A 26,090-nucleotide genomic window follows, 5' to 3' on the forward strand; every position below is an offset into this window, starting at 1 on the left:
CCGGCGGGTTCGGACTTTTAAGAATTGTTTTGAACCGAATCATGAACGCTCCCCTGACCAACCTGCTGGACCTCGATCCCGCGCAGCTCACCGCCTATTGCGCCGAGTTGGGGGAGAAGCCGTTCCGCGCCAAGCAGCTGCAGCGCTGGATACACCAGTTCGGCGCCTCGGACTTCGACGCCATGACCGACCTGGCCAAGTCGCTGCGCGAAAAACTCAAGACCCGGGCCGAAGTGCGCGCCCCGGGCATCATCAGCGACCACACCTCGGCCGACGGTACCCGCAAATGGCTGGTCGACGTCGGCAACGGCAATGCGGTGGAAACCGTGTTCATTCCGGAAGAGAACCGCGGCACGCTGTGCATCTCGACCCAGGCTGGCTGCGCCGTCAACTGCCGCTTCTGCTCGACCGGCAAGCAGGGCTTCAACCGCAACCTGACCGTGTCCGAGATCATCGGCCAGCTGTGGATGGCCGAGTTCGAGCTGCGCCGCACCAAGGGCATCGAACCGGGGCCGAAAGGCGAGCGCCAGATCACCAACGTGGTGATGATGGGCATGGGCGAGCCGCTGCTGAACTTCGAGCCGACCACCACCGCCCTCAAGCTGATGCTGGACGATAACGCCTACGGCCTGTCGCGCCGCCGCGTGACGGTATCGACCTCGGGCGTGGTGCCCATGATGGACAAGCTGGCCCAGGAAGTGCCGGTGGCGCTGGCGGTCTCGGTGCACGCCTCGAATGACCCGCTGCGCGACGGCCTGGTGCCGTTGAATAAAAAGTACCCGCTGCGCGAGCTGATGGCCGCCTGCAAGCGCTACCTGGCGTTTGCCCCGCGCGACTTCATCACCTTTGAATACTGCATGCTGGACGGCGTCAACGACAGCGACGAGCATGCGCGCGAGCTGATCGCGCTGGTCAATGATCCGGAAGTGGGCGTGAACTGCAAGTTCAACCTGATCCCCTTCAATCCCTTCCCGGAGTCTGGCCTGCTGCGCTCCAAGAATCCGCGCATCAAGGCCTTTGCCGAAGTGCTGATGAACGCCGGCATCGTGACCACCATCCGCAAGACGCGCGGCGACGATATCGACGCCGCCTGCGGCCAGCTGGCCGGCGAGGTGCAGGACCGCACCCGTGTCCAGCAGCGCATGGAAAAAATGGCCGAGTACCAGAACAAGTTCGGCGCCAACTTCGGCAAGATCGTGGAGATCCGTTCCTGATGCAAGTCCGGGCCGCCTGTCCCGCCGGCTCGGCAACGCTGGCGCTGGCCGCGTTGCTGGCGCTGGCGGGCTGCGCCTCGCAGCGCTCGGGCAAGGCCGAGCTGCCGACCGCGTCGGACCAGACCGCCGTCCAGCGCAAGGTGGAGATCCGCATGCAGCTGGCGGTGGGCTACTATGAACAGGGCCAGTACGCGGTGGCGCTGGATGAGGTCAAGCTGGCGCTGGCGGCCGACCCTGACTACGCGGAAGGCTATGGCATGCGCGCCCTGATCTACCAGGCCATGGGCGAGATGGCACTGGCCGGCGATAATTTTGTGCGGGCGCTGGCGCTCAAGCCTGGCAGTCCCGAGCTGGAGAACAACTACGGGTCTTTCCTGTGCCAGAGCGGGCGGGTGGCGGAGGCGCTGCGGCATTTCGACGCGGCGCTGGCCAATCCGGGCTACCAGTCGCCGGCCAAGGCCGCCAACAACGCCGGCGCCTGTGCGATCAGGCTCAAGGAGTATGCGCGCGCCGAGGGCTATTTGCTGCGGGCCTTGCAGCTGACGCCGGATTTGCCGGCGACCAACGCCAACCTGGCCCGCGTGTATTACGAACAGCGCGACTATGTGCGCGCCAATTTTTTCATTACCCGCCTGGGTAAGGTGGCAAGGATGGAGAGCCTGACGGCCGACGTGCTGTGGCTCGCGATTAAAGTGCAGCATCAGCTCGGCGACCAGGGCGCGGAAGCTGGCTGGGCGTCGCAGCTGCGGCGCCACCACTCCGGTTCGGCCGAGTATGCTGCTTACCAACGTGGGGCGTTTGATGAGTGAAACAGGGGGACCGATGAATTCAGAGTGGGCCGAAGCACCGAAGGACCAGGGACAGCAAGCGGCCGCCACCCCCGGCGCCCAGCTGGCCGCCCAGCGCCAGGCCATGGGCTTGTCGGTGGAGCAGATAGCCGATCAGCTCAAGCTGGCGCCGCGCCAGGTGGTGGCGCTGGAAGCGGGCGACTACGCCGCGCTGCCCAACATGGCGGTGACGCGCGGTTTCGTGCGCGCCTACGCCAAGGTGGTCAAGCTGGACCCGGCCCCGCTGGTGGCCATGGTCGAGGCGCAGTCGCCGGGCACGCCGGCCCTGGCGCCGGTGCGGCGGGAGCTGCCCGCCGCCAAGTTTTCCGAGTCGCGCCTGTCGCTGACCGAGCGTTCCTCCAAGCCGGCCGGCTGGATGGTGGGCGCGGCCGTGGCGGTGGTGGTGCTGGCCGCCGGCGCCTACGCCTGGCACGCCGGCCTGGTCCCCGCCGGCCTGTTCAGCCACAAGGAAGAAGCGGCGGCTGACAGCGCCGCAGCCGCCAGCGCGCCGCCGGACACGGCACTGGTCAAGCAGGAGCAGGCGGCGTCGGCGCCGCTGCTGTCGCCGACCGTGCCGCTGGTGTCCGTGCCGCCACAGGGCGAAGCCGGTGCGGCCGGCGCCGCGCCTGCAGTGAATGGCGCCAGCGGCGCTACTGCGGCCGCGACGCCACCGGCCGCCAACGCTGTCAATGCCGCCAATGCCGCGCCGGCAGTGGCGCCAGCGGTAACGGCGCCCGCGCCGGCAGCCGCCAGTCCGGCTGCTGGCGCCTCCGCACCGGCAGCCGCCGTCCAGGCGCCCGCCGCCGGCAGCCGCGCCCTGGTCCTGACCGTGAACAAGGAATCGTGGATAGAAATCCGCCGTCCCGGCGCCACGCCGCTGATCTCGCGCCTGGTCAAGGCCGGCAGCACCGAGACCTTCGACATCAAGGACCCGGCCCTGCTCATCGTCGGCAACCCGGCTGGCGTGCAAGCCACCCTGGGCGGGCAGGCGCTGCCGCTGCCGCCGGTGGCCGGCGGCACCATTTCGCGCGTTAATATCAAATAAGTATCAAAGCAAGCACCAATGAGCACCGAGGAAAGCACCATGTCCGATACTTCCACTGCCATCCCCTCCGGCCCCGGCGCGCGCCGCGCCACGCGCCGCGTGCTGATTTCCCACGGCGAGCGCAAGATCTGGGTGGGCGGCGACGCGCCCGTGGTGGTGCAGTCCATGACCAACACCGATACCGCCGATGCCATCGCCACCGCCATCCAGATCAAGGAGTTGGCGCGCGCCGGTTCCGAGCTGGTGCGCCTGACCGTGGACCGTCCCGAGTCGGCCGCCGCCGTGCCCTACATCCGCGATCAACTGGACAAGATGGGCGTGGACGTGCCGCTGGTGGGCGACTTCCATTACAACGGCCACACCCTGCTGCGCGACTATCCGGACTGCGCCCAGGCCCTGTCCAAGTACCGCATCAACCCCGGCAACGTGGGCAAGGGCGCCAAGCGCGATACGCAATTCGCCCAGATGATAGAAGTGGCGGCGCGTTATGAAAAGCCGGTGCGCATCGGGGTCAACTGGGGCAGCCTGGACCAGGACCTGCTGGCCCGCATCATGGACGAGAACGCCGGCCGCGCGGAACCGTGGAGCGCCCAGTCCGTCATGTACGAGGCCCTGATTACCTCGGCCATCGAGAACGCGGTGCGGGCCGAGGAGCTGGGCCTGGCGCGCGACAAGATCATCCTGTCGTGCAAGGTATCCGGCGTGCAGGACTTGATCGCCGTGTACCGCGAGCTGTCGCGCCGCTGCGATTATCCGCTGCACCTGGGCCTGACCGAGGCCGGCATGGGCAGCAAGGGCATCGTGGCCTCGACCGCCGCGCTGTCGGTGCTGCTGCAGGAGGGTATAGGCGACACCATCCGCATCTCGCTGACCCCGGAGCCGGGCGGCGACCGCAGCAAGGAGGTCGTGGTGGGCCAGGAAATCCTGCAGACCATGGGCTTGCGCAAGTTTACCCCCATGGTGATTGCCTGCCCGGGTTGCGGCCGCACCACCTCGACCACTTTCCAGGAGCTGGCCGACAATATCCAGAGCTATCTGCGCGAGCAGATGCCGGAGTGGAAAAAGACCTACCCGGGCGTGGAAGAAATGAACGTGGCCGTGATGGGTTGCATCGTCAACGGCCCCGGCGAATCCAAGCACGCCCACATCGGCATCAGCCTGCCCGGCACTGGCGAGTCGCCGGCCGCGCCCGTGTTCGTGGATGGCGAGAAGTTCGCCACCCTGCGCGGCGAGCGCATCGTCGAGGAATTCCAGGACATCGTCCTGAACTACGTGAAAAAGAACTACGGCAAGCAGCCGGTGCAAGCATAAGAAGATAAGCCATGTCCGAGAATAAAAAAGTAGAAAAGATCACCGCCATCAAAGGCATGAACGACATCCTGCCGGGCGACGCCAACCTGTGGGAGCTGTTCCAGAACACCGCCCAGTCGGTGGTGCAGAGCTATGGCTTCCAGCAGATCCGCACCCCCATCGTGGAAAACACGGCCCTGTTCGCGCGCGCCATCGGCGCCGTCACCGACATCGTGGAAAAGGAAATGTATTCCTTTACCGATAGCATGAACGGCGACCAGCTGACCCTGCGTCCGGAAGGCACGGCTGGCGTGGTGCGCGCCGTGCTGGAGCACAACCTGGTGTACGACGGTCCCAAGCGCCTGTGGTACACCGGCCCCATGTTCCGCCACGAGCGTCCGCAGCGCGGCCGCTACCGCCAGTTCTTCCAGTTCGGCTGCGAGGCCGTGGGTTTCACCGGCCCCGATATCGACGCCGAGCTGATCCTGATGTGCCGCCGCCTGTGGGATGACCTGGGCCTGGAAGACATCCGCCTGGAACTGAACTCCATCGGCGATGCCGAGGAGCGCGCCCGCCACCGCGTGGACCTGATCGCCTACCTGGAGAAGAACGAGGAACTGCTGGACGCCGAGGCCAAGCGCCGCCTGCACAGCAATCCGTTGCGCATCCTGGACACCAAGAATCCCGCCATGCAGGAACTGGTCAACAATGCGCCCAAGCTGCTCGACTACCTGGGCGAGGAATCGCTGGCGCACTTCAACGGCGTCAAGAAAATCCTCGATCACAACGCCATTCCCTACGTGGTCAATCCGCGCCTGGTGCGCGGCCTGGATTACTACAACCGCACCGTGTTCGAGTGGGTCACCGACTCGCTGGGCTCGCAGGGCACGGTGTGCGCCGGCGGCCGCTACGACCCGCTGATACAGTCCTTTGGCGGCAAGCCGACCCCTGCCGTTGGCTTTGCCATGGGCATAGAACGCCTGCTGGAGCTGCTCAAGGAAGCGGGCGAGCCGGAACAGCCCAACCAGTGCGACGTCTACCTGGTGCACCAGGGCGAGCAAGCGCAGATGCAAGCCTTCGTGCTGGGCGAGCGCATCCGCGACGCAGGCCTGGACGTGGTGTTGCACGCCTCGACCGCGGCCGGCGCCGGCAGCTTCAAGTCGCAGATGAAGAAGGCCGACGCCAGCGGCGCCGCCTTTGCCGTCATCCTCGGCGAGGACGAGGTGGCCAACGAGACTGCCAGCATCAAGGCCATGCGCGGCGCCGAGGGCGAACAGCAGCAGGCCTCGGTGCCGTTCACCGAGGTGGTGGATTACCTGGTGGACCAGATCACCGGCGACGGCAGCCATTATCATGTGCACGACGAGCACTGCAATCACTAATTCAACCCCGATCAACCCTTAACCGACACAGCAGACGAATCTCATGGCTTACGATCTCGAAGAACAAGAACAGTTGGCGACCCTGAAGGCCTGGTGGAACCAGTACGGCAACCTGACCTCGTGGGTGTTGATCGCCGGCCTGGCCGCCTACTCGGGCTGGACCGGCTGGAACTACTACCAGCGCACCCAGGCCGCCTCGGCCTCGGCCCTGTACGAGGAATTGCAGAATGCGGTCGTGGCCAGGGACAATGCCAAGGTGCAGCGCGCCGCCGGTGACATCGAATCGCGCTTCGGCAGCACCGCCTACGCGCCCATGGGCGCCCTGGTGGCGGCCAAGAGCGCCTTCGACGCCAACGACCTGAAAACCGCCAAGGCCCAGCTGCAATGGGCGGCCGAGCATGGCGAGGACGAGTTCAAGGCCATCGCCAGGATCCGCCTGGCCGGCGTGCTGCTGGACGAGAAAGCCTATGACGAGGGCCTGAAGGTGCTGGGCGGCGAAATCCCGGCCCAGTTCGCGGGCGCCGTGGCCGACCGCAAGGGCGACATCCTGGCGGCCCAGAACAAGCTGGCCGAGGCGCGCACCGCTTACCTGGCCGCCTACAACGCCACCGACAAGAAAAACCCGGCGCGCCAGCTGATACAGATCAAGCTGGAAGCCGTGGGCGGCACCGCGCCGGCCGAGAAGGATGCCAAGGACGCCGCCTGAGCGCGCCTCCCCGTCACAGTACCAGGTTAGAACAAGGTTAAATACATATGCGCATCACGAAGAAAGTAGTCGCCGCAAGCCTGCTGGCCGCGTTGTCCGGTTGTTCGCTGTTCTCGTCCAAAGACACCAAGAATGAACCGGCGCCGCTGGTGGAGCTGAAGTCGCCCAGCCTGGTGCCCAAGGTGGTGTGGAAGTATTCGGTCAGCAAGTCGGCTACCGCCGTGCTGACCCCGGCCCTGGCCGGCAACAGCCTGTACGTGGGCGACGCCGGCGGCGCGCTGGCGCGCCTGGACCCGGCCACCGGCAAGGAGCTGTGGCGGGTCAAGACCGGGGTCGACCTGACGGGCGGCGTCGGCAGCAATGGCAAGGTGACCGTGGTGGGCGGCGTCAAGGGCGCCATCCTGGCCTATGACGACAGCGGCAAGCAGTTGTGGAAGGCCCAGGCCTCCAGTGAAGTGCTGTCGGCCCCGGCCGTGGGCGCCGACATCGTGGTGGTGCGCAGCGTGGACAACCAGATCACGGCCTACGACGCGGCCACCGGCGTGCGCCGCTGGAATGTGGCGCGCACCACGCCGGCCCTGACCCTGCGCAACGCGCCGGGCATGGTGATAGGCGGCGCCAATGTGTACGTGGCCCAGCCGGGCGGCAAGCTGCTGGCGCTGGACGTCAAGACCGGCGTGCCGCGTTTCGAGGTGACCGTGGGCGAACCGCGCGGCGCCACCGAGCTGGAACGCGTGACCGACATCGGCGGCGTGCCGGTGCTGTTCGAGAAGGATGTGTGCACCGTGACATTCCAGGGCCGGGTGGCCTGCTACGACGCCACCACCGGCGTGCAGCACTGGAACAAGCCGGCCTCGTCCGACGTCGGCGTGGCGGTCGACCAGCGCTTCGTGTTCGTCGCCGACGAGCAGGGCGCCGTGGTGGCCTACGGCCGCGAGAATGGCGCCAGCGCCTGGAAGAATGACAAGCTGTTCCTGCGCCGCCTGTCCACCCCGGCCTCGGTGGGCCGCGCGGTGGCGGTCGGCGACTACCAGGGCTATGTGCACTTCCTGTCGCGCGAAGACGGCGCATTTATAGGTCGGGTCGCCACCGACGGCAGCCCGATCCAATCGGTGCCCGTCCTGGCTGGCTCGAATTTGATTTTCCAAACCCAAGCAGGGACAGTGACCGCGCTCGCGGTCGAGTAAAGTAATGAAACCGGTAATCGCTCTAGTGGGTCGGCCCAATGTCGGCAAATCGACCCTGTTCAATCGTCTGACCCGCTCGCGCGACGCGCTGGTGGCGGACCTCCCCGGCCTGACGCGCGACCGTCACTACGGCGAGGGCCGCGTCGGCGAACGACCCTTCCTCGTCATCGACACCGGCGGTTTCGAGCCGGTGGCCAAGGATGGCATCATGTACCAGATGGCCTTGCAAACCAAGCAGGCCGTGGCCGAGGCCGACGTGGTGGTGTTCCTGGTCGATGGCCGCCAGGGCCTGACCCCGCACGACAAGACCATCACCGACTTCCTGCGCAGGAGCGGGCGGCCGGTGCTGCTGGTGGTGAACAAGTCGGAAGGCATGCGCTACACCTCGGTGGTGGCGGACTTCTACGAACTGGGCCTGGGCGAACCGTATTCGATCTCGTCAGCGCACGGCGACGGCGTGGCCGACCTGGTGGAGGAGGCGCTCAACACCGCCTTTGCCCAGCGTCCGGAAGAGCCGGAGGAGCTGGAGCCGCAGCAGCGCGGCATCAAGATCGCGCTGGTGGGCCGTCCCAACGTCGGCAAGTCGACCCTGATCAACACCCTGGTGGGCGAGGAGCGCGTGATCGCCTTCGACATGCCGGGCACCACGCGCGACTCGATCGAGATTCCGTTCGAACGCGACGGCAAGCAGTACACGCTGATCGACACGGCCGGTATCCGCCGCCGCGGCAAGGTGTTCGAGGCCATCGAGAAATTCTCGGTGGTCAAGACCCTGCAATCGATCTCGGAAGCCAATGTGGTGGTGCTGCTGTTGGACGCCCAGCAGGACATTTCCGAGCAGGACGCCCACATTGCGGGCTTCGTGCTGGAAACCGGGCGCGCGCTGGTGGTGGCCGTCAACAAATGGGATGGCCTGCAGTCCGACCGCCGCGACGAGATCAAGATCGACATCGACCGCAAGCTGGACTTCCTGTCCTTCGCCAAGACCCATTTCATTTCCGCGCTGAAGGGGCAGGGCATAGGCCCGCTGATGAAATCGCTGGACGCAGCCTACGCGGCCGCCATGGCCGACCTCAGCACGCCTAAACTGACCCGCGCCCTGATCGAGGCGGTGGAAAAGCAGGAGCCGCGCCGCAAGGGTGGCATCCGGCCCAAGATGCGCTATGCCCACCAGGGCGGCATGAACCCGCCCGTGATCGTCATCCACGGCAATTCGCTGGACGCCGTGGCCGATCCGTACAAGCGCTACCTGGAAAAACACTTCCGCGATACCTTCTCGCTGGTCGGGACCCCGCTGCGCATCGAGTTCCGCAATGGTAAGAATCCGTTCGACAAGCGGCCCAAATAAGGGATGCAGCAGGCGGATGCGGTGAAACAGGAAATTTCTTGTTCGTGCATCCTGCAAAAAAAGCAAAAACAAGGTAGAGTGGCTCCGAAGCACCATTCACCACTGGACGAACGGTGCTGCGACGAAAATTTATTTGGTTTTCCGAGTGGCGCCGGGCTTGAATTCAAGCATTTCGTCTCCAATTCCATCACAACAACATAAAAATGGAGCTGTTATGAGCAACAAAGGGCAATTGTTACAAGACCCATTCCTGAACGCACTGCGCAAAGAGCATGTGCCTGTCTCGATTTACCTGGTCAACGGTATCAAACTGCAAGGCCATATCGAGTCTTTCGACCAGTACGTGGTGTTGCTGCGTAATACGGTCACCCAGATGGTGTACAAGCACGCCATTTCCACCGTGGTGCCGGCCCGCGCCGTCAACCTGAGCATCGACTCCGACGCGGAATAAGCATTTGCAGTCCCGCTTCCCCCTACCTTCCTTGATGGCCGTATGCGTGCAGCACTAGTCGGAGTGGACTTCGGTCACGGCGACTTCGGCGCCAGCATCGAGGAACTGCAACTGCTGGCCCGTTCGGCCGGCGCCGAGCCGGTGGCCACCATCACCGGCAAGCGCTCAAGTCCGGACGCCGCCTATTTCGTCGGCAGCGGCAAGGCCGACGAAATCGGTGCGGCCGTGCTGGACGAACGCGTCGAACTCGTCATTTTCAATCACGCCCTGTCACCGGCCCAGCAGCGCAACCTGGAAAAGCGCCTGAACGTGCGGGTGCTGGACCGCACCAGCCTGATCCTGGACATCTTCGCCCAGCGCGCCCAGAGCCATGAAGGCAAGCTGCAGGTCGAGCTGGCCCAGCTGCAGCACCTGGCCACCCGGCTGATACGCGGCTGGACCCACCTGGAGCGGCAAAAAGGCGGTATCGGCCTGCGCGGCCCCGGTGAAACCCAGCTGGAAACCGACCGCCGCCTGATCGGCGAGCGCGTCAAGATGCTGCGCGCGCGCCTGGCCAAGCTGCGCAAGCAGCACGAGACCCAGCGCCGCTCGCGCGGCCGCAACCAGACCTTCTCGGTCTCGCTGGTGGGCTATACCAATGCCGGCAAGTCGACCCTGTTCAACACCGTCACCAAGGCCGGGGTATACGTGGCCGACCAGCTGTTCGCTACCCTGGACACCACCTCGCGCCGCGTCTACATGGGCGAGGAGGTCGGCAACGTGGTGCTGTCCGATACAGTGGGCTTCGTGCGCGAGCTGCCGCACCAGCTGGTGGCGGCCTTCCGCGCCACGCTGGAGGAAACCATACATGCTGACCTGCTGCTGCACGTGGTGGACGCCGCTTCGCCGGTGCGCATGGAGCAGATCGAGCAGGTCAACCTGGTGCTCAAGGAAATCGGCGCCGACCACATCCCGCAAATCCTGGTCTGGAACAAGATCGACGCCGCCGGCCTGGAGCCGTCGGTCGAGCGGGATGAGTATGATAAGATTTCCCGCGTCTTCATCAGCGCGCGCACCGGCCAGGGCCTGGACCTGCTGCGCGCCGCCATCGTGGAAGCTGCGCAGCACGCGGACCAGGCCAGGACGCAAGACCTGGCAGACAGCAGTCCAACCTTCACCCATGTCGGATCACACTAACGTATGCGTGTCCCCTCTCTTATGAAACGTTTGAAGCTGTCCTTGAACGACCCGCGCTGGGGCGGCAAGGATGGCGACAAAAAAGCGCAGGAAGGCAAGAAGCCGGGCGAAGGCCCGCCCGACCTGGACCAGTTGTGGCGCGACTTCAACCAGCGCCTGAACAACTTCTTCGGCCAGAAGAACCGCCCGCCCGGCAGCGATGGCGGCGGCGGAGGCGGCAACCGTCCCGAATTCAAGCTGGCCGGCGCCACCGCCGGCGTGGTGGGCGCGGTGGCGGTGCTGATCTGGCTGGCCAGCGGCTCCTTCATCGTGCAGGAAGGCCAGACCGGCGTGGTATTCACCTTCGGCAAGGTCAGCCACACCACCGGTTCCGGCTTCAACTGGCGCTGGCCCTATCCGTTCCAGACCGACGAGACCCTGAACGTGTCGCAGATGCGCATGGTGGAAATCGGCTACCGCGGCAATGTGCGCAGCAAGCAGCCCAAGGAATCGCTGATGCTGACCGATGACGAGAACATCATCGACATCCAGTTCGCGGTGCAGTTCAAGCTCAAGGACCCGGTGGCCTGGCTGATGAACAACCGCGACGGCGAGGATACCGTGCGCCAGGTGGCCGAGACGTCGATCCGCGAGATCGTCGGCCGCAACAAGATGGATTTCGTGCTGTACGAGGGCCGCGACAAGGTGGCCTACGACACCCAGCAGCTGATGCAGCAGATCCTGGACCGCTACGCTTCCGGCGTGCTGATCTCCAATGTCTCGCTGCAGGGCGTACAGCCGCCGGAGCAGGTGCAGGGCGCCTTCGACGACGCCGTCAAGGCCGGCCAGGACCGCGAGCGCCAGAAGAACGAGGGCCAGGCTTACGCCAACGACGTCATCCCGCGCGCGCGCGGCAATGCCGCCCGGCTACTGCAGGAGGCCGAGGCCTACCGCTCCATGGTGGTCGAGAACGCGACCGGTAACGCCGCGCGCTTCAAGCAGGTGCTGGCCGAGTACCAGAAGGCGCCGGGCGTGACGCGCGACCGCATGTACCTTGAAACCATGCAGCAGATCTTCTCCAGCGCCAGCAAGGTCATGGTGGACGCCAAGGCCGGCAGCAACCTGCTGTACCTGCCGCTGGACAAACTCATCGCCCAGGCTGCGGCCAGCGATGCGGCAGCCGCCGCCGCGCGCGCCGCCGCCTCGGCGCCGCCACCGCAGCCGGCGCCGGCCGCCACCCTGCCGTCGGACCTGATGCCGACCGTGGAAGTGTCGCGCCAGCGCGATAATCGTTCGCGCGACAGCGGACGTGACCGGGAGGGTCGTTAATGAATCGTGTCATCTCCATCCTGATCACGGGCTTCATCGCCCTGATGCTGCTGTCCTCCACCGTGTTCGTGGTCGACCAGCGCAAATACGCCATCGTGTTTGCGCTGGGCCAGGTCAAGGAAGTGATACGCGAGCCCGGCCTGCATTTCAAGCTGCCGCCGCCGTTCCAGAACGTGCTGTACCTGGATAACCGCATCACCACCATCGAGTCGCCCGACGCCGAACGCTTCATCACGGCCGAGAAGATGAACATCCTGGTCGACAGCTTCGTCAAGTGGCGCATCGGCCGCGGCGAGACCGCGCCCAAGCTGTACTACGTCACCTTCGGCGGCGACGAGGGCAGGGCGCGCGACCGCATGTCGCAGATCGTCAAGGCGGCGCTGAACGAGGAAATCACCAAGCGCACCGTGAGCGAAGTGATTTCCGGCCAGCGCGGCAAGGTGATGGAAGCGATCCGCACCCGCGTGGTGCAGGAGGCGGCCCAGATCGGCGTCGAGATCATCGACGTGCGCCTGAAGCGGGTCGATTATGTGGATCAGATCAACGCCTCGGTGTACGAGCGCATGAAGGCCGAGCGCACCCGGGTTGCCAACGAGCTGCGCTCGACCGGCGGCGCCGATGCCGAGAAGATCCGCGCCGACGCCGACAAGCAGCGTACCGTGATCCTGGCCGAAGCCTACCGCGACGCCGAGAACATCCGCGGCGAGGGCGACGCCAAGGCCTCGCAGATCTACGCCGAAGCCTTCGGCCGCAATCCCGAGTTCTACAAGTTCTACCGCAGCCTGCAAGCGTACCGTGAGACCTTCAAGAACCACGGCGACGTGATGGTGATCGATTCGAATTCGGACTTCTTCAAGTACTTCAAGGGCGCCGGCGCCGCCGGCGCTGCCGCTCCCGCCAAGAAATAAGCTGGTGCGCCGCGCCCCATTGCGGGGCGGCGGCGCAGCTTTTTCCACCATCCCCTGCGCGTTTTCGCGTAAAATATCTGGTTTGGCCGTCCGCATGACGGCTGCGCGCGCCACATGGTCCGTGCACCACATTGTTCATAGATTAAGTCATTCCCATGCCGAATTGGCTACTGCCTGAGAATATCGCCGACGTCCTGCCGTCGGAAGCCCGCAAGATCGAAGAGCTGCGCCGGCTGATGCTGGACAACTTCCGCCTGTACGGCTACGAGCTGGTAATGCCGCCCCTGCTGGAATACCTGGAGTCGCTGCTGACCGGCGCCGGCGAGGACACCAACCTGCGCACCTTCAAGCTGGTGGACCAGCTTTCCGGCCGTATGCTGGGCCTGCGCGCCGACATGACCACCCAGGTGGCCCGCATCGACGCCCACCTGCTGAACCGCGCCTCGGTCACTCGCCTGTGCTACGCCGGCAGCGTGCTGCACACCCGTCCCTCGGGCCTGCACGCCACCCGCGAGCCGCTGCAGATAGGCGCCGAGATCTACGGCCACGCCGGCCTTGAAGCGGACGCCGAGATCCAGGAACTGGCGCTGGCCTCGCTGGCCCTGGCCGGCTTCACGGAAGTGCGCCTTGATCTGTCGCACGTGGGCGTGCTGCGCGCCATCCTGGACAGCGACGCTGCCGCCAAGCGCGATGAGGCCCTGCTGTACCAGCTGCTGCGCGGCAAGGACGTGCCCGGCCTGCAAGCGCAGACCGTCAACTATGCGCCGGCCGTGCGCGCGGCCCTGCTGGCGCTGCCCAACCTGTATGGCGACGTCGAGGTACTGAAGAAGGCGCGCGAGGTGCTGCCCGACCTGCCCGGCATGGGCAAGGCGCTGGCCGAGCTGGCCGCCCTGGCCGGTTCCGCCCTGGGCCGCGCCGAGATCGCCATCGACCTGGCCGATCTGCGCGGCTACCAGTATGAAAGCGGCGCCATGTTCGCGCTGTACGTGCCGGGCCTGCCGAACGCGGTGGCGCGCGGCGGCCGTTATGACCACGTCGGCGAAGCTTTCGGCCGGGCCCGTCCCGCCACCGGCTTCTCGCTGGACCTGCGCGAGCTGGCGCGGCTGCTGCCGACCGCCGAACGCAAACATTCGATCCGCGCGCCGTGGGGCAATGCGCCGGAACTGAAGGAAAAAATCGCCGAGCTGCGCAAGTCCGGCGAGGTTGTGATCCAGAGCCTGCCGGGTCACAGCCAGGAACTGGACGAGTTCGAGTGCGACCGTGCGCTGGTGCTCGACGAGAGTGGTAGCAACTGGATTCTTAAAAACTTAGGTTAGTGTGATGTCAAATAAAAACGCAAAGAACGTGGTCGTCATCGGCACCCAATGGGGCGATGAAGGCAAGGGCAAGATCGTCGACTGGTTGACCGACCATGCGCAAGGCGTGGTGCGCTTCCAGGGCGGCCACAACGCCGGCCATACGCTGGTCATAGGCGGCGTAAAGACCGCGCTGCAGCTGATCCCCTCGGGCATCATGCGTCCCGGCGTGGCTTGCTACATCGGCAACGGCGTGGTGGTTTCGGTGCCCGACGTGCTGCGCGAAATCGACAAGCTGGAAAAGGTCGGTGTGGAAGTGGCCTCGCGCCTGAAGGTGTCGGACGCCGCTCCCGTGATCCTGCCTTACCACTCGGCGCTGGACGCGGCCCGCGAAGCGGCCCGTGGCGACGCCAAGATCGGCACCACCGGCAAGGGCATCGGTCCGGCCTATGAAGACAAGGTGGCGCGCCGCGCCATCCGCGTGGCCGACCTGCTGAACGAAAAACGTTTCGCCGAGAAACTGGCCGAGAACATGGACTACCATAACTTCGTGCTGGAAAACTACCTGAAGGCGCCCAAGGTCGATTACCAGAAGACCCTGGACGACGCCCTGGCCTATGTGCCGCGCCTGCGCCCCATGGTGACCGACGTCTCCAGCGCCCTGTACGCGGCCCATAAAGCGGGCTCCAACCTGCTGTTCGAAGGCGCGCAGGGTTCGCTGCTGGACGTGGACCATGGCACCTATCCCTTCGTTACCTCGTCCAACTGCGTGGCCGGCAATGCCGCCGCCGGCGCCGGCGTGGGCCCGAACATGCTGCACTACATCATGGGCATCACCAAGGCCTACACCACCCGCGTGGGTTCCGGTCCATTCCCGTCGGAGCTGCCGACCGACGCCGGCGTGGGCCACCACCTGGCGCAAGTGGGCCACGAGTTCGGCACCGTGACCGGCCGCGCCCGCCGCTGCGGCTGGTTCGACGCTGCTTTGCTGCGCCGCTCGGTGCAGATCAACGGCGTGACCGGCATGTGCCTGACCAAGCTGGACGTGCTGGACGGTATCGCATCCCTGAAGCTGTGCACCGGCTACACCATCGACGGCCAGGCCGTGGACATTTTCCCGTCCGGCGCCGAGGAAGCGGCGCGCTGCGTGCCGGTGTACGAAGAAATGCCGGGCTGGAGCGAAAGCACCGTGGGCGCCAAGTCCATGGATGCGCTGCCAGCCAATGCCCGCGCTTACATCAAGCGCATCGAAGAACTGGTCGGCGTGCCGGTGGATATGGTCTCGACCGGCCCGGACCGTGAAGAAACCATCGTTCTGCGCCATCCGTTCGCTTAATCTACGAGGTTAACAACAATATGAGCACTCCTGAATCGAACGACAAGCACCTGTGGGTGTCCTGGGATGAATACCACCGCCTGATCGAGCGCCTGGCGCTCAAGGTGCACGAATCGGGCTGGAAATTCGACCAGGTGCTGTGCCTGGCCCGCGGCGGCGTACGTCCCGGCGACGTGTTCTCGCGCATTTTCGACGTGCCGCTGGCCATCCTGTCGACCAGCTCCTACCGCGCCGAGAAGGGCACCGTGCAGGGCGACCTGGACATCGCCAAGTACATGACCATGACCAAGGGCCCGCTGGCCGGCCGCATCCTGCTGGTGGACGACCTGGCCGACTCCGGCGTCACGCTGACCAAGGTGATGGACCACGTCAAGAATAACTTCGAGGGCGTGACCGAGGTGCGCTCGGCCGTGATCTGGACCAAGGGCAGCTCGGCCTTCCGTCCCGATTACCAGATGGAAGAACTGCCCCACAATCCGTGGATACACCAGCCGTTCGAGGATTACGACGGCCTGCGTCCGCACCAGCTGGCGGCCTGGATCAAAAAGGGCGAGACTGCCGCTTAAATAAAGAAGTTTCGACGAAACCGTCCAATGCCTGCGTGGCTTGGGCGGTTTTTTTATTGTTGTTTTGATGCAGCGCAGCGTTGTTGTATTTAAGTGACTTTCAGCCTACGGATAGTAGTATCTACGCCACGTTTTGTTGCTGTGCGGAATAAAAAAACGATTTAAAATTTCCTGTCAAAAATTTATTTACTTCATGGAAATTTAAATTGCAGTTTTCTTACCGAATTTCTAAAAAAGTTAATTGATTAGGAATAAACCATGGTAAGATTCATCTCAAGTAACAAGTAAATGCGAGCAACCCAGGCCTGTTGTTTGTATCTATCAACAAATAATTTCCAGGAAGAACCTTATGAACATGAAGAAAATCTCCGCGGCGATGCTCGCAGCTACTAGCTTGTTCTCTGCGTCGGCCATGGCTGCTTCCTACAGCACGCCTATCATCGACGTGCCCTCCGGCACCACCAACCTGGCCGGCGTCGTCAGCTTTGCTGGCTTTAACACCTCCCTGGGGACGCTCACTGCAGTGCAAGTCACGCTGGATGCCTCGGTCTCCGGCTACTACACCGCCGCCAGCCTCACCCCTGGCGTCAAGAGTGGTACGGCTTCGCTGGATGTGCTGCTCGGGTTTAGCACTGGTTTGACCGCCACCCCTACCTTGGTTGGGGAGCTGTACAACACGACCTACACGGTGACCGCTCCTGGCAACGCAGGCAAGTACACTTCGATCACCTACACGGGCAGCAAGTCGCTGAGCACTACCTACACGACTGACCTGAGCTATTTTGAAACGTCGGAGGTGAAAGGTTCCGCCGCGATCAGCGCTGTTTCCCATGTTGGCGGTGCCGCCGGTGTGCTGACCGCGTTCAAGACGAGCGCCATCGGCAGCGGCAACGTGACTTACATTTATACCCCTACTCCTGTTCCCGAGCCAGAAACCTACGGCATGCTGCTGGGCGGACTCGGTGTGATGGGCGCCTTGGCACGCCGCAAGCGTAACGCCGCCAAGGCCTAAGGCAAGTTCTAGTTAACAGACCAGAATCAGGAGTAACGAATGAAAAAAACTATACAGATGGCCGTAGCTGGCGCCTTGTTGTCGATCGCAGCGTTTGCCAACGCTGCATCGGTATCGCAGTCTTCCAGCCCTATCCTCGATATCACCAATGCAAGCAGCGCATCCAGCCTGAATTTCTCGGCTTTTAACGGCAGCCTGGGACATCTGGATTCCGTCGTGTTCACCGTCACCAGCACCATCAGTGGCTGGTCGGGCGCCGCCAATCTGGCGACCTATGCGGATACCAGCACCGTGGGCGCGGGTGCAGATCTGGAATTGACCGTGGCTGGTCTCAGCAGCCCGCTCAACCTGAGCACCCTGTTCTACCAATCCTTCTCGCTGGCCGCCAATCCCAGCGGCGACCTGGATTATGATGCTTTCCTGAATGGCGATGACCTCGGTTACGCCAAGTCTGCATCGTTCTCCGGCAAAGTGGTGTCGGCATCGTCCGCGGTGAGCGACCTGAGCGTATTTACCAGCCCTTCCGGTGTCAGCCTCCTGTTTGCAGGCTCCTATGCCGGTTCGGGTAGCGGCAATGCCGCCTATGCCGCCATTCCGGTGGTCGATGCGGTCGTCAGCCTGACCTACAACTACACCCCGGCCCCAGTGCCGGAGCCGGAAACCTACGGCATGCTGCTGGCCGGCCTGGGCCTGGTTGGCGCCATCGCCCGCCGCAAGGCCAAGAAAGCCGCTTGATCGTTCAGGTAGCTGTTCAAAAAAAACGGGAGCTTCGGCTCCCGTTTTTGTTTCTCCTACGCTATAGTGCGCCGCATGACCCAGAATTTCTTCCAGACCTTTATCCTGCTGCTGCTGGTGACCGACCCCTTTGGCAACGTGCCGCTGTTTGCCAGCGTTCTCAACCCGGTGCCGCCGGCGCGCCGTTCGCGCATCGTGGTGCGCGAATGCGCCATCGCCTTCGTGCTGCTGCTGGTCTTCATGTTCTTCGGCCGCCACTTCCTGACCGCGCTGCAGCTGTCGGAAGTCTCGCTGCGCATAGGCGGCAGCGTGATCCTGCTGCTGATCGCCATCCGCATGATCTTCCCGCACCCGGACGGCGTGCTGGGTAAAACCGATGGCGGCGAGCCCTTCATCGTGCCATTGGCGATACCGGCGCTGGCCGGGCCGTCCGCGCTGGCCACCGTGCTGCTGTTCTCGCGCGAGAGCATGGGCGAGGTGCTGGTCCACGTGGCCGCCCTGGGCGCCGTCGGTGTGGTCTGGCTGGCCGTATTCCTGGGCGCCGAGCGCCTGCAGAATGCGCTGGGACCGCAGGTCATGACGGCCTTCGAGCGCCTCATGGGATTGATCCTGACCGCCATGTCCATCGAAATGCTGCTGGGCGGCATACGCGAGTTCGTCAAGACCCTGTAAAGCGCCGGCGCTGCTTGCCAGCGGCGCTGTTTCGGCCTATAGTTAGATATCCATCTAATTAGATAGTTGCCTTAATAAAGTGAATGCCGCCAACAACGCCTTCAAGGCCATCGCCGATCCGGCCCGCCGCGAGATTTTGCGGCTGCTGCGGCGCGGCGAAATGTCGGCCGGCGAGCTGTCCGCCCATTTCGACATGAGCAAGCCCACCATGTCGCACCATTTCGCGGTGCTCAAGGAGGCCGACCTGATCACGCGCCGGCGCGAGGGGCAAACCATCTGGTATGGCCTGAACACCACCGTGCTGGAGGATGTGCTGGCCTGGGTGTTGGACCTGACCGACGCGGCTAACAAGGGAGCTAGAAAATGACCAAGCGACATATCCTGCTGTGCCTGCTGCTGATCGCGGCGGCGTGCGCGGCCACCTTCTGGTACTGGCCGCAATTGCCGGAGCGGGTGCCCACGCACTGGAATTACGCCGGACACGTGGACGGTTACAGCAGGCGTGCCACACTGTGGCTGCTGGGGCCGGGCCTGATGGCCGCCATGCTGGCGTTGGGCGTGGCGCTGCCCTGGCTGTCGCCCGAGCGCTTCGACCTGCGCCGCTCCGGTCCCACCTATGCCTACATGATCACGGTGGTGGTGGCCATGCTGGGATGCGTGTACGCCATGGTGCTGGCCGCCATCCTGGGCGGCCAGGTGGCGATGCCGCGCGCGCTGCCAGCCCTGATCTCGCTGCTGTATATCCTGCTCGGCAACCCCATGGGCAAGCTGCGCCGCAATTTCTATGTTGGCGTGCGCACGCCATGGACCCTGGCCAGCGAGCGGGTCTGGTATGCCACTCACCGCCTGGCGGGCAAGCTGATGGTGGGCGCCGGCCTGCTCGGCCTGCTCGCTGCCGCCCTGGACGCGCCGCACTGGCTTGCCCTGGTCCTGCTGCTGGCGGCGCCGCTGCTGCCGGTGCTGTATTCCCTGCTGTACTACAAGCGCCTCGAGCGCACCCATCAATTGGAAACCTGAGGAGCTGAGATGCGCCGTTTGCTATTGTTGCTACTGTTGCCCCTGGCCTGCAAGGCCGCCCCACCGGCCTTTACGGAGCACGCCGTGACCCAGGCCGTGCCCGGCGGCACCCTGTATGGCACCGAGCTGGTGCCGGAAGGGCAGGGCAAGGTGCCGGTGGTGCTGCTGCACGCCGGATCAGGCCCAACCGACCGCGACGGCAACAGCCGGGGACTGCCCGGACCGAATAATTCGCTGCGCCAGCTGGCCGAAGCCCTGGCCCGCAAGGGCATCGCGTCAGTGCGCTACGACAAGCGCCTGATCGGCGCCAGTACTGCGCCCGGCTGGAAAGAGGACGATATCCGCTTCGACGACTACATCAACGATGTAGAGGCCTGGAGCAAGCGGCTGCGCGCCGACAGCCGCTTTTCGCGCCTGGTGCTGGCCGGCCACAGCGAGGGCGCCCTGATCGTGACGGCTGCCTGCAACCCGTCCGGCGCCGACGCCTGCATCAGCATCGCCGGCATGGGCCGCAATTTCGCCGACGTGCTGGACGGCCAGCTGCAGGCCAGCCTGCCGCCCGAGCTGCAGGCGCAGAGCGCGGACATCCTGGCCCAGCTGCGTAAGGGCCAGACCGCATCCTACGTGCCGCAGCCGCTGCTGGCACTGTACCGGCCCTCGGTCCAGCCCTACCTGATCTCGCTGATGAAGTATGATCCGGCCGCGATCGCGGCCGCCATCAAGGCGCCGCTGCTGATCGCCCAGGGCACGTCCGATATCCAGGTATCGGTCAAGGATGCCGAAGCGCTGGCCGCCGCCGCGCCCAGGGCCAAGCTGGTGATCGTGGACGGCATGAACCATGTGCTGAAAATGGTGGGCACGGATCCGTTATTGCAGCAAAAATCCTACATTAGTAGCGACTTGCAAGTATCGCCGCAGCTGGTCGACGAATTGGTAACGTTTATCCTCGCCCAGCAAGGCAAATAATCAGCAGATCGATTCAACCGCATCCGTTTTCCATTCTAAGCTGGTCACCCCACAAAATAAGAACGGAGACAAGATGCGTACCTTCAAACTGAAAGGCGCGCTGGCGGGCTGCATGCTGCTGGCGCTGTCCGGAGTGTCCTTGCAGGCCCAGGCCGCGTTCGGCCTGACCACCAATACCGCCGACTACACGGTCGATACCGGCGCCGGGCTGGTGTTCAAGGTGCAGCGCACCAAGCTGTCGCGGGCCGGCATCGGCGATATTTCCAGCCTGGTGTACAACGGCGTCGAGTTGCAGGGCCAGACCAAGGGCTCGCACATCGCCAGCGGCTTTTCCGGCCTGTTTACCGGCATCAGCGACGTCAGCGTGGCGGCCACCCAGCCCGACAGCGACACCATACAGATCACGGTGGCGACCGGCACCCTCAAGCACTACTACCTCGCGCGCCGCAACCGGGCCGCCATCGTCATGGCCACCTACAGCGAGGCCGAGCCCTCGGTCGGCGAGTTCCGCTGGATCACGCGCCTGGCCGGCAACAAGATGACGGGCGTGCCCGAGCAGTCCAACCTGACCGACAACACCGGCGCCATCGAAAGCTCGGACGTGTTCGGCCTGGCCAACGGCCAGACCCGCTCCAAGTATTACGGCAACCAGCGCGCCATCGACTATGGCGTGCGCGGCATCACCGGCAACAATGTCGGCGTCTACATGGTGTACGACGACCGCGAACTGTCCAGCGGCGGCCCGTTCTTCCGCGACATCCAGAACCAGAGCAGCAGCACCAACAACAATGGCGACACCGAGCTGTACAACTACATGAACTCGGGCCACAACCAGACCGATTCCGCCTACCGCATGGGCCTGCACGGCCCGTATGCGCTGGTGTTCACCAACGGCAGCGCGCCGAGCGTGCCCAACATGGGCTTTGTCGCCAATCTGGGCCTGGCGGGCTATGTCCCGGCCAGCGCGCGCGGCGCCATCGACGTGTCCTCCATCACCGGCCGCGACAGCAGCTATACCTACACGGTGGGCCTGGCCAACAGCACGGCGCAGTACTGGACCACGGCGCGCGCCAGCGACGGCTACGCCAGCAAGACCGGCATCCGGCCCGGCACCTACACCATGACCATCTACAAGAACGAGCTGGCCGTGGACACCCGCAGCGTGACGGTGGCGGCCGGTTCCACCACCTCGGTGGGCAGCGTCGCCATCGCCAACGACCCGAGCGCCGCCACGGCCCTGTGGCGCATCGGTAACTGGGATGGCACGCCCAAGGAATTCCTCAACGGCGACAAGCTCAATGACATGCACCCGTCCGATGTGCGCATGGCCTACTGGCAGCCGGCCGACTACATCGTCGGCACGTCCAGCGCCGCGACCGGCTTCCCGGCCTACCAGTGGAAGGGCGTGAACGGCACCGTCAAGATCCTGTTCAACCTGAAGGCCTCTCAGCTGTCGGCCGCGTCCACCTACACCCTGCGGGTCGGCCTCACGGCTTCCTACGCCAATGCGCGCCCGGTGGTGTCGGTCAACGGCTGGACGTCCAGCGTGCCGACCGCGTCCACCCAACCGTCCAGCCGCAGCCTGACCATAGGCACCTACCGCGGCAACAACGCCATGTTCAGCTACAGCGTGCCGGCTTCGCAGCTGGTGGTGGGCCGCAACGTGCTGACCCTGTCGCCTGCCAGCGGCAGCGGCAGCACGCTGTACCTGAGCGCAGGCTATGCCTACGACGCGGTGGACTTCATCAAGTCCAACTAAGGAGACGTCATGCAAATCTTTAAATTCAAATCCGCGCTGGCCGGCGCCATGCTGCTGGCCCTGTCGGGCGTCTCGCTGCAAGCCCAGGCTGCGTTCGGCCTGACCACCAACAGCGGCGACTACACGGTCGACACCGGCGGCGGCCTGGTGTTCAAGGTGCTGCGCACGGCCACCTCCAAGGCTGGTGTGGGCGACATCGCCAGCCTGGTCTACAACGGCGTCGAGCTGCAGGGCCAGACCAAGGGTTCGCACATCGCCAGCGGCTTTTCCGGCTTGTACGACGGCGTCACGGCGGTCTCGGTGTCGGCCGCGCAGCCGGACACCAGCACCATCGTCATCACGGTGCAGACCGGCAGCCTGACGCACTACTACATCGCGCGCAAGAACGTGGCCACCATCTACATGGGTACCTACATCAGCGCCGAACCCTCGGTGGGGGAGTTCCGCTGGATCACGCGCCTGCAGGGCGCGGTCATCACCGGCGTGCCCGACCAGTCCAACCTGACCGGCACCACGGGCGCGGTGGAAAGCTCGGACGTGTTCGGCTTCTCCAACGGCACCACCCGCTCCAAGTACTATGGCAACCAGCGCGCCATCGACTACACGGTGCGCGGGGTGACCGGCAGCGGCGTGGGCGTGTACATGGCCTACGACAACCGCGAGTACAGCAGCGGCGGCCCATTCTTCCGCGATATCCAGAACCAGAGCAGCAGCACCACCAACAATGGCGACACCGAGCTGTACAACTACATGAACTCGGGCCACAACCAGACCGACTCCGCCTACCGCATGGGCTTCCACGGCCCGTATGCACTGGTGTTCACCAGCGGCGCGGCGCCGTCGGTCCCGGACATGAGCTTCGTGTCCGGCCTGGGCCTGACCGGCTATGTGGGCAGCAGCGGGCGCGGCGGCGTGGGCGTGGCCAGCATCTCGGGACGCGACACGGCCTATACGTACACGGTGGGCTTCGCCAACAGCACGGCTCAGTACTGGACCACGGCGCGCGCCAGCGATGGCAACGCGGCCAAGACCGGCATGCTGCCCGGCACCTACACCATGACCGTCTACAAGAACGAGCTGGCGGTGGACACCCGCAGCGTGACGGTGACGGCCGGCTCCACCACGTCGGTCAACGCCATCGCCATCACGGGCGACCCCAGCAGCACCACGGCCCTGTGGCGCATCGGGAACTGGGATGGCACGCCCAAGGAGTTCGTGAACGGCAGCCTGCTCAACAACATGCACCCGTCCGACTCCCGTATGAGCAACTGGAGCACGGCCGACTACCTGGTGGGCAGTTCCAGCGCCTCCACCGGCTTCCCTGCCTACCAGTGGAAGAATGTGAACGGCAGCATCAACATCAAGTTCAACCTGACCGCCGCGCAGATCTCGTCCGCCTCGACCTACACGCTGCGGGTGGGCATCACGGCCGCCTATGCCAGCGCCCGTCCACAGGTGACCTTGAACGGGGTGAGCTCGGCCGTGCCCGGCGCCTCGGCCCAGCCGTCCAGCCGCAGCCTGACCATCGGCACCTACCGTGGCAACAACGCCATCTTCAGCTACAGCATTCCCTACACCCAGCTGCAGGTGGGGCAGAATGTGCTGACCTTGACGCCGGCCAGCGGCAGCTCTGGCACCACTTACCTGAGCCCGGGCTATGCCTATGACGCGGTGGATTTCATCAAGACCAACTAAGCAGTAACAAGGCCGCCCTCGGGCGGCCTTGAAAGTCATGCCACGTTGTCCGCGCCGGGAGCGCCGAACAGCTGCTGCCAGCAAAAGGCCGCCCCGGGGCGGCCTTGAAAGTCATCCCACGCTGTCCGCGCCCGGCGCACCGAACAGCTGCTGCTTGAGGGTGTGCAGCTGGTCGCGCACCTGGGCCGCTTTCTCGAACTCCAGGTTCTTGGCGTGCTCCAGCATGGCTTTTTCCAGGCGCTTGATTTCCTTGCTGATTTGCTTCTCGCTCATGGACTCGTACTTGGCCGTGGCCTGGGCCGCCTCCAGCGTTTCCCTGGCGTCCTGAGGGCTGTAGACGCCGTCTATCATGTCCTTGATGGCCTTGCTGACGCCGCGCGGCACGATGCCGTGCTCGGCGTTGAAGGCGATCTGCTTGGCGCGGCGCCGTTCCGTCTCGCCGATGGCGCGCTCCATCGAGTCGGTGATGCGGTCGGCGTACAGGATGGCCACGCCGTTCAGGTTGCGCGCGGCCCGGCCTATGGTCTGTATCAGCGAGCGTTCCGAGCGCAGGAAGCCTTCCTTGTCGGCGTCCAGGATGGCCACCAGCGACACTTCGGGCAAGTCCAGGCCCTCGCGCAGCAGGTTGATCCCGACCAGCACGTCGAAGGTGCCGATGCGCAGGTCGCGCAGCAATTCCACCCGTTCCACCGTATCGATATCGCTGTGCAGGTAGCGCACCTTGACGCCGTGGTCGGCCAGATATTCGGTCAGCTGCTCGGACATGCGCTTGGTCAGGGTGGTCACCAGCACCCGCTCGTTCTTGGCCACGCGGTCGGTGATCTCGGACATCAGGTCGTCCACCTGGCTCAGGGCCGGGCGCACGATCACCTGCGGGTCGACCAGGCCGGTGGGGCGCACCACCTGTTCCACCACCTGGTCGGCGTGGCTGTTCTCGTACTCGGCAGGAGTGGCGGAGACGAAGATCGTCTGGCGCATCTTCTGCTCGAATTCCTCGAACTTGAGCGGGCGGTTGTCCAGCGCCGAGGGCAGGCGGAAGCCGTAGTCGACCAGGTTGGTCTTGCGCGAACGGTCGCCGTTGTACATGGCGCTGAGCTGGCCGATCAGCACGTGCGATTCGTCCATGAACATGATGGCGTCCTGCGGCAGGTAATCGATCAGGGTAGGCGGCGGCTGGCCGGGCAGGGCGCCGGACAGGTGGCGCGAATAGTTCTCGATGCCCTTGGTAAAGCCGATCTCGGCCATCATTTCCAGGTCGAAGCGGGTGCGCTGTTCCAGGCGCTGCTCCTCGATCAGCTTGCCCTCGCGGCGGAAGAATTCCAGCCGTTCGCGCAGCTCCGCCTTGATGGTCTCGATGGCGCGCAGCACGGTGGAGCGCGGCGTCACGTAGTGCGAACCGGGGTAGACCGTGAAGCGCGGGATCTTCTGCTTGACGCGGCCGGTCAGCGGGTCGAACAGCTGTATCGATTCCAGTTCGTCGTCGAACAGGTCCAGGCGCACCGCCAGCTCGGCGTGCTCGGCCGGGAAGATGTCGATGGTGTCGCCGCGCACGCGGAAGGTGCCGCGCCCGAAGTCCACCTCGTTGCGGGTGTACTGCATCTGTATCAGGCGGGCGATGATGTCGCGCTGGGCCACGCGGTCCTTCTGGCGCAGCGTCAAGATCATCTGGTGGTATTCGTTGGGATTGCCGATACCGTAGATGGCCGACACGGTGGCCACGATCACCACGTCGCGCCGCTCCATCAGCGACTTGGTGCAGGACAGGCGCATCTGTTCGATGTGCTCGTTGATCGAGGAATCCTTCTCGATGAACAGGTCGCGCTGCGGCACATAGGCTTCCGGCTGGTAGTAATCGTAGTACGACACAAAGTACTCGACCGCGTTCTCGGGGAAGAATTCACGGAATTCCGAGTACAGCTGGGCCGCCAGCGTTTTATTCGGGGCAAAGACGATGGCCGGCCGGCCCAGGCGGGCAATGGTGTTGGCCATGGTATAGGTCTTGCCGGAGCCGGTCACGCCCAGCAGGGTCTGGAAGTACAGGCCGTCGTTGACGCCTTCCACCAGGCTGTCGATGGCGGCGGGCTGGTCCCCGGCGGGCGGGAAGGGCTGGTGCAGGCGGAATGGCGAGTCTGGAAACGTCACCACCTCGGCCGCCGGGCTTGCTTGGGAATTTGCTACGGTTAATTCAGCCATCA

Annotated in this window: 24 protein-coding genes; 23 read left to right on the forward strand and 1 reads right to left on the reverse strand. The window is 64.6% G+C overall.

All coding sequences use genetic code 11. From position 1 onward, the window contains the following. The first annotated feature begins 41 nt into the window (after positions 1-41). The 23 genes from rlmN (at position 42) to ACLB1G_RS20650 (ending at position 23,895) form a co-directional block, all read left to right on the forward strand. A complete protein-coding gene (gene rlmN, locus ACLB1G_RS20540; protein WP_491629097.1) occupies positions 42-1,214 on the forward strand; it encodes a dual-specificity RNA methyltransferase RlmN in 1,173 nt (390 codons plus the stop codon). Then, positions 1,214-2,023, forward strand: coding sequence for a type IV pilus biogenesis/stability protein PilW (gene pilW / locus ACLB1G_RS20545; RefSeq protein ID WP_491629098.1), 810 nt, complete (start codon positions 1,214-1,216; stop codon positions 2,021-2,023). The genes rlmN and pilW overlap by 1 nt, the downstream gene beginning before the upstream one ends. Before the next feature lie 13 nt (positions 2,024-2,036). Continuing rightward, positions 2,037-3,086: a RodZ domain-containing protein gene (locus tag ACLB1G_RS20550; RefSeq protein ID WP_491629099.1), complete on the forward strand. Its 1,050-nt coding sequence runs from the start codon at positions 2,037-2,039 to the stop codon at positions 3,084-3,086. A gap of 39 nt (positions 3,087-3,125) precedes the next feature. Then, the gene (gene ispG, locus ACLB1G_RS20555; protein ID WP_491629100.1) at positions 3,126-4,397 is read left to right on the forward strand and encodes a flavodoxin-dependent (E)-4-hydroxy-3-methylbut-2-enyl-diphosphate synthase; all 1,272 of its coding nucleotides are present in this window, start codon (positions 3,126-3,128) and stop codon (positions 4,395-4,397) included. A gap of 11 nt (positions 4,398-4,408) precedes the next feature. After that, complete coding sequence (gene hisS / locus ACLB1G_RS20560) at positions 4,409-5,758, forward strand: histidine--tRNA ligase (RefSeq protein ID WP_491629101.1); 1,350 nt, start codon at positions 4,409-4,411, stop codon at positions 5,756-5,758. Positions 5,759-5,801: 43 nt separating this feature from the next. Continuing rightward, positions 5,802-6,464, forward strand: coding sequence for a tetratricopeptide repeat protein (locus ACLB1G_RS20565; protein WP_491629102.1), 663 nt, complete (start codon positions 5,802-5,804; stop codon positions 6,462-6,464). A gap of 47 nt (positions 6,465-6,511) precedes the next feature. After that, positions 6,512-7,651, forward strand: coding sequence for an outer membrane protein assembly factor BamB (bamB, locus tag ACLB1G_RS20570; RefSeq protein ID WP_491629103.1), 1,140 nt, complete (start codon positions 6,512-6,514; stop codon positions 7,649-7,651). A 4-nt stretch (positions 7,652-7,655) separates the two neighbouring features. After that, positions 7,656-8,999 (forward strand): ribosome biogenesis GTPase Der, encoded by a 1,344-nt coding sequence (gene der, locus ACLB1G_RS20575; RefSeq protein ID WP_491629104.1) that lies wholly within the window; start codon positions 7,656-7,658, stop codon positions 8,997-8,999. 214 nt (positions 9,000-9,213) lie between these two features. Further along, positions 9,214-9,450 (forward strand): RNA chaperone Hfq, encoded by a 237-nt coding sequence (hfq, locus tag ACLB1G_RS20580; RefSeq protein ID WP_491629105.1) that lies wholly within the window; start codon positions 9,214-9,216, stop codon positions 9,448-9,450. A 42-nt stretch (positions 9,451-9,492) separates the two neighbouring features. After that, positions 9,493-10,626, forward strand: a complete 1,134-nt coding sequence (hflX, locus tag ACLB1G_RS20585; RefSeq protein WP_491629106.1) for a GTPase HflX — start codon at positions 9,493-9,495, stop codon at positions 10,624-10,626. A 21-nt stretch (positions 10,627-10,647) separates the two neighbouring features. Beyond that, on the forward strand, positions 10,648-11,934 hold the full coding sequence (gene hflK, locus ACLB1G_RS20590) for an FtsH protease activity modulator HflK (RefSeq protein WP_491629107.1): 1,287 nt from the start codon (positions 10,648-10,650) through the stop codon (positions 11,932-11,934). Next, positions 11,934-12,842 (forward strand): protease modulator HflC, encoded by a 909-nt coding sequence (gene hflC / locus ACLB1G_RS20595; RefSeq protein ID WP_491629108.1) that lies wholly within the window; start codon positions 11,934-11,936, stop codon positions 12,840-12,842. Before hflK ends, hflC begins: the two co-directional genes overlap by 1 nt. A gap of 155 nt (positions 12,843-12,997) precedes the next feature. Then, the gene (locus ACLB1G_RS20600) at positions 12,998-14,158 is read left to right on the forward strand and encodes an ATP phosphoribosyltransferase regulatory subunit (protein WP_491629109.1); all 1,161 of its coding nucleotides are present in this window, start codon (positions 12,998-13,000) and stop codon (positions 14,156-14,158) included. Positions 14,159-14,162: 4 nt separating this feature from the next. After that, complete coding sequence (locus ACLB1G_RS20605) at positions 14,163-15,473, forward strand: adenylosuccinate synthase (protein WP_491629110.1); 1,311 nt, start codon at positions 14,163-14,165, stop codon at positions 15,471-15,473. A 20-nt stretch (positions 15,474-15,493) separates the two neighbouring features. Beyond that, positions 15,494-16,039, forward strand: coding sequence for a phosphoribosyltransferase (locus ACLB1G_RS20610; protein ID WP_491629111.1), 546 nt, complete (start codon positions 15,494-15,496; stop codon positions 16,037-16,039). Between the two features lie 349 nt (positions 16,040-16,388). Next, complete coding sequence (locus ACLB1G_RS20615; RefSeq protein WP_491629112.1) at positions 16,389-17,051, forward strand: choice-of-anchor E domain-containing protein; 663 nt, start codon at positions 16,389-16,391, stop codon at positions 17,049-17,051. Between the two features lie 39 nt (positions 17,052-17,090). After that, positions 17,091-17,786 (forward strand): choice-of-anchor E domain-containing protein, encoded by a 696-nt coding sequence (locus ACLB1G_RS20620; RefSeq protein WP_491629113.1) that lies wholly within the window; start codon positions 17,091-17,093, stop codon positions 17,784-17,786. Between the two features lie 75 nt (positions 17,787-17,861). Continuing rightward, positions 17,862-18,458, forward strand: coding sequence for a MarC family protein (locus ACLB1G_RS20625; protein WP_491629114.1), 597 nt, complete (start codon positions 17,862-17,864; stop codon positions 18,456-18,458). 79 nt (positions 18,459-18,537) lie between these two features. Next, the gene (locus ACLB1G_RS20630) at positions 18,538-18,825 is read left to right on the forward strand and encodes an autorepressor SdpR family transcription factor (RefSeq protein WP_491629115.1); all 288 of its coding nucleotides are present in this window, start codon (positions 18,538-18,540) and stop codon (positions 18,823-18,825) included. Further along, positions 18,822-19,475 (forward strand): SdpI family protein, encoded by a 654-nt coding sequence (locus ACLB1G_RS20635; protein ID WP_491629116.1) that lies wholly within the window; start codon positions 18,822-18,824, stop codon positions 19,473-19,475. Before ACLB1G_RS20630 ends, ACLB1G_RS20635 begins: the two co-directional genes overlap by 4 nt. 9 nt (positions 19,476-19,484) lie before the next feature. After that, complete coding sequence (locus ACLB1G_RS20640; RefSeq protein ID WP_491629117.1) at positions 19,485-20,441, forward strand: alpha/beta hydrolase; 957 nt, start codon at positions 19,485-19,487, stop codon at positions 20,439-20,441. Between the two features lie 73 nt (positions 20,442-20,514). Next, complete coding sequence (locus tag ACLB1G_RS20645; protein ID WP_491629118.1) at positions 20,515-22,200, forward strand: rhamnogalacturonan lyase B N-terminal domain-containing protein; 1,686 nt, start codon at positions 20,515-20,517, stop codon at positions 22,198-22,200. Between the two features lie 9 nt (positions 22,201-22,209). Next, positions 22,210-23,895, forward strand: coding sequence for a rhamnogalacturonan lyase B N-terminal domain-containing protein (locus tag ACLB1G_RS20650; protein ID WP_491629119.1), 1,686 nt, complete (start codon positions 22,210-22,212; stop codon positions 23,893-23,895). Positions 23,896-24,006: 111 nt separating this feature from the next. Here the strand turns inward: ACLB1G_RS20650 and uvrB are convergent, their stop codons facing one another. Continuing rightward, positions 24,007-26,088, reverse strand: coding sequence for an excinuclease ABC subunit UvrB (uvrB, locus tag ACLB1G_RS20655; RefSeq protein WP_491629120.1), 2,082 nt, complete (start codon positions 26,086-26,088; stop codon positions 24,007-24,009). Positions 26,089-26,090 lie beyond the last annotated feature (2 nt).

It is taken from the genome of Duganella kummerowiae (assembly GCF_053572355.1).

Excerpts from the sequence above, each read along its gene's own strand:
- rlmN (WP_491629097.1), top strand. The coding sequence starts at position 42 with ATGAACGCTCCCCTGACCAACCTGCTGGACCTCGATCCCGCGCAGCTC.
- pilW (WP_491629098.1), top strand. The coding sequence starts at position 1,214 with ATGCAAGTCCGGGCCGCCTGTCCCGCCGGCTCGGCAACGCTGGCGCTG.
- ACLB1G_RS20550 (WP_491629099.1), top strand. The coding sequence starts at position 2,037 with ATGAATTCAGAGTGGGCCGAAGCACCGAAGGACCAGGGACAGCAAGCG.
- ispG (WP_491629100.1), top strand. The coding sequence starts at position 3,126 with ATGTCCGATACTTCCACTGCCATCCCCTCCGGCCCCGGCGCGCGCCGC.
- hisS (WP_491629101.1), top strand. The coding sequence starts at position 4,409 with ATGTCCGAGAATAAAAAAGTAGAAAAGATCACCGCCATCAAAGGCATG.
- ACLB1G_RS20565 (WP_491629102.1), top strand. The coding sequence starts at position 5,802 with ATGGCTTACGATCTCGAAGAACAAGAACAGTTGGCGACCCTGAAGGCC.
- bamB (WP_491629103.1), top strand. The coding sequence starts at position 6,512 with ATGCGCATCACGAAGAAAGTAGTCGCCGCAAGCCTGCTGGCCGCGTTG.
- der (WP_491629104.1), top strand. The coding sequence starts at position 7,656 with ATGAAACCGGTAATCGCTCTAGTGGGTCGGCCCAATGTCGGCAAATCG.
- hfq (WP_491629105.1), top strand. The coding sequence starts at position 9,214 with ATGAGCAACAAAGGGCAATTGTTACAAGACCCATTCCTGAACGCACTG.
- hflX (WP_491629106.1), top strand. The coding sequence starts at position 9,493 with ATGCGTGCAGCACTAGTCGGAGTGGACTTCGGTCACGGCGACTTCGGC.
- hflK (WP_491629107.1), top strand. The coding sequence starts at position 10,648 with ATGAAACGTTTGAAGCTGTCCTTGAACGACCCGCGCTGGGGCGGCAAG.
- hflC (WP_491629108.1), top strand. The coding sequence starts at position 11,934 with ATGAATCGTGTCATCTCCATCCTGATCACGGGCTTCATCGCCCTGATG.
- ACLB1G_RS20600 (WP_491629109.1), top strand. The coding sequence starts at position 12,998 with ATGCCGAATTGGCTACTGCCTGAGAATATCGCCGACGTCCTGCCGTCG.
- ACLB1G_RS20605 (WP_491629110.1), top strand. The coding sequence starts at position 14,163 with ATGTCAAATAAAAACGCAAAGAACGTGGTCGTCATCGGCACCCAATGG.
- ACLB1G_RS20610 (WP_491629111.1), top strand. The coding sequence starts at position 15,494 with ATGAGCACTCCTGAATCGAACGACAAGCACCTGTGGGTGTCCTGGGAT.
- ACLB1G_RS20615 (WP_491629112.1), top strand. The coding sequence starts at position 16,389 with ATGAACATGAAGAAAATCTCCGCGGCGATGCTCGCAGCTACTAGCTTG.
- ACLB1G_RS20620 (WP_491629113.1), top strand. The coding sequence starts at position 17,091 with ATGAAAAAAACTATACAGATGGCCGTAGCTGGCGCCTTGTTGTCGATC.
- ACLB1G_RS20625 (WP_491629114.1), top strand. The coding sequence starts at position 17,862 with ATGACCCAGAATTTCTTCCAGACCTTTATCCTGCTGCTGCTGGTGACC.
- ACLB1G_RS20635 (WP_491629116.1), top strand. The coding sequence starts at position 18,822 with ATGACCAAGCGACATATCCTGCTGTGCCTGCTGCTGATCGCGGCGGCG.
- ACLB1G_RS20640 (WP_491629117.1), top strand. The coding sequence starts at position 19,485 with ATGCGCCGTTTGCTATTGTTGCTACTGTTGCCCCTGGCCTGCAAGGCC.
- ACLB1G_RS20645 (WP_491629118.1), top strand. The coding sequence starts at position 20,515 with ATGCGTACCTTCAAACTGAAAGGCGCGCTGGCGGGCTGCATGCTGCTG.
- ACLB1G_RS20650 (WP_491629119.1), top strand. The coding sequence starts at position 22,210 with ATGCAAATCTTTAAATTCAAATCCGCGCTGGCCGGCGCCATGCTGCTG.
- uvrB (WP_491629120.1), bottom strand. The coding sequence starts at position 26,088 with ATGGCTGAATTAACCGTAGCAAATTCCCAAGCAAGCCCGGCGGCCGAG.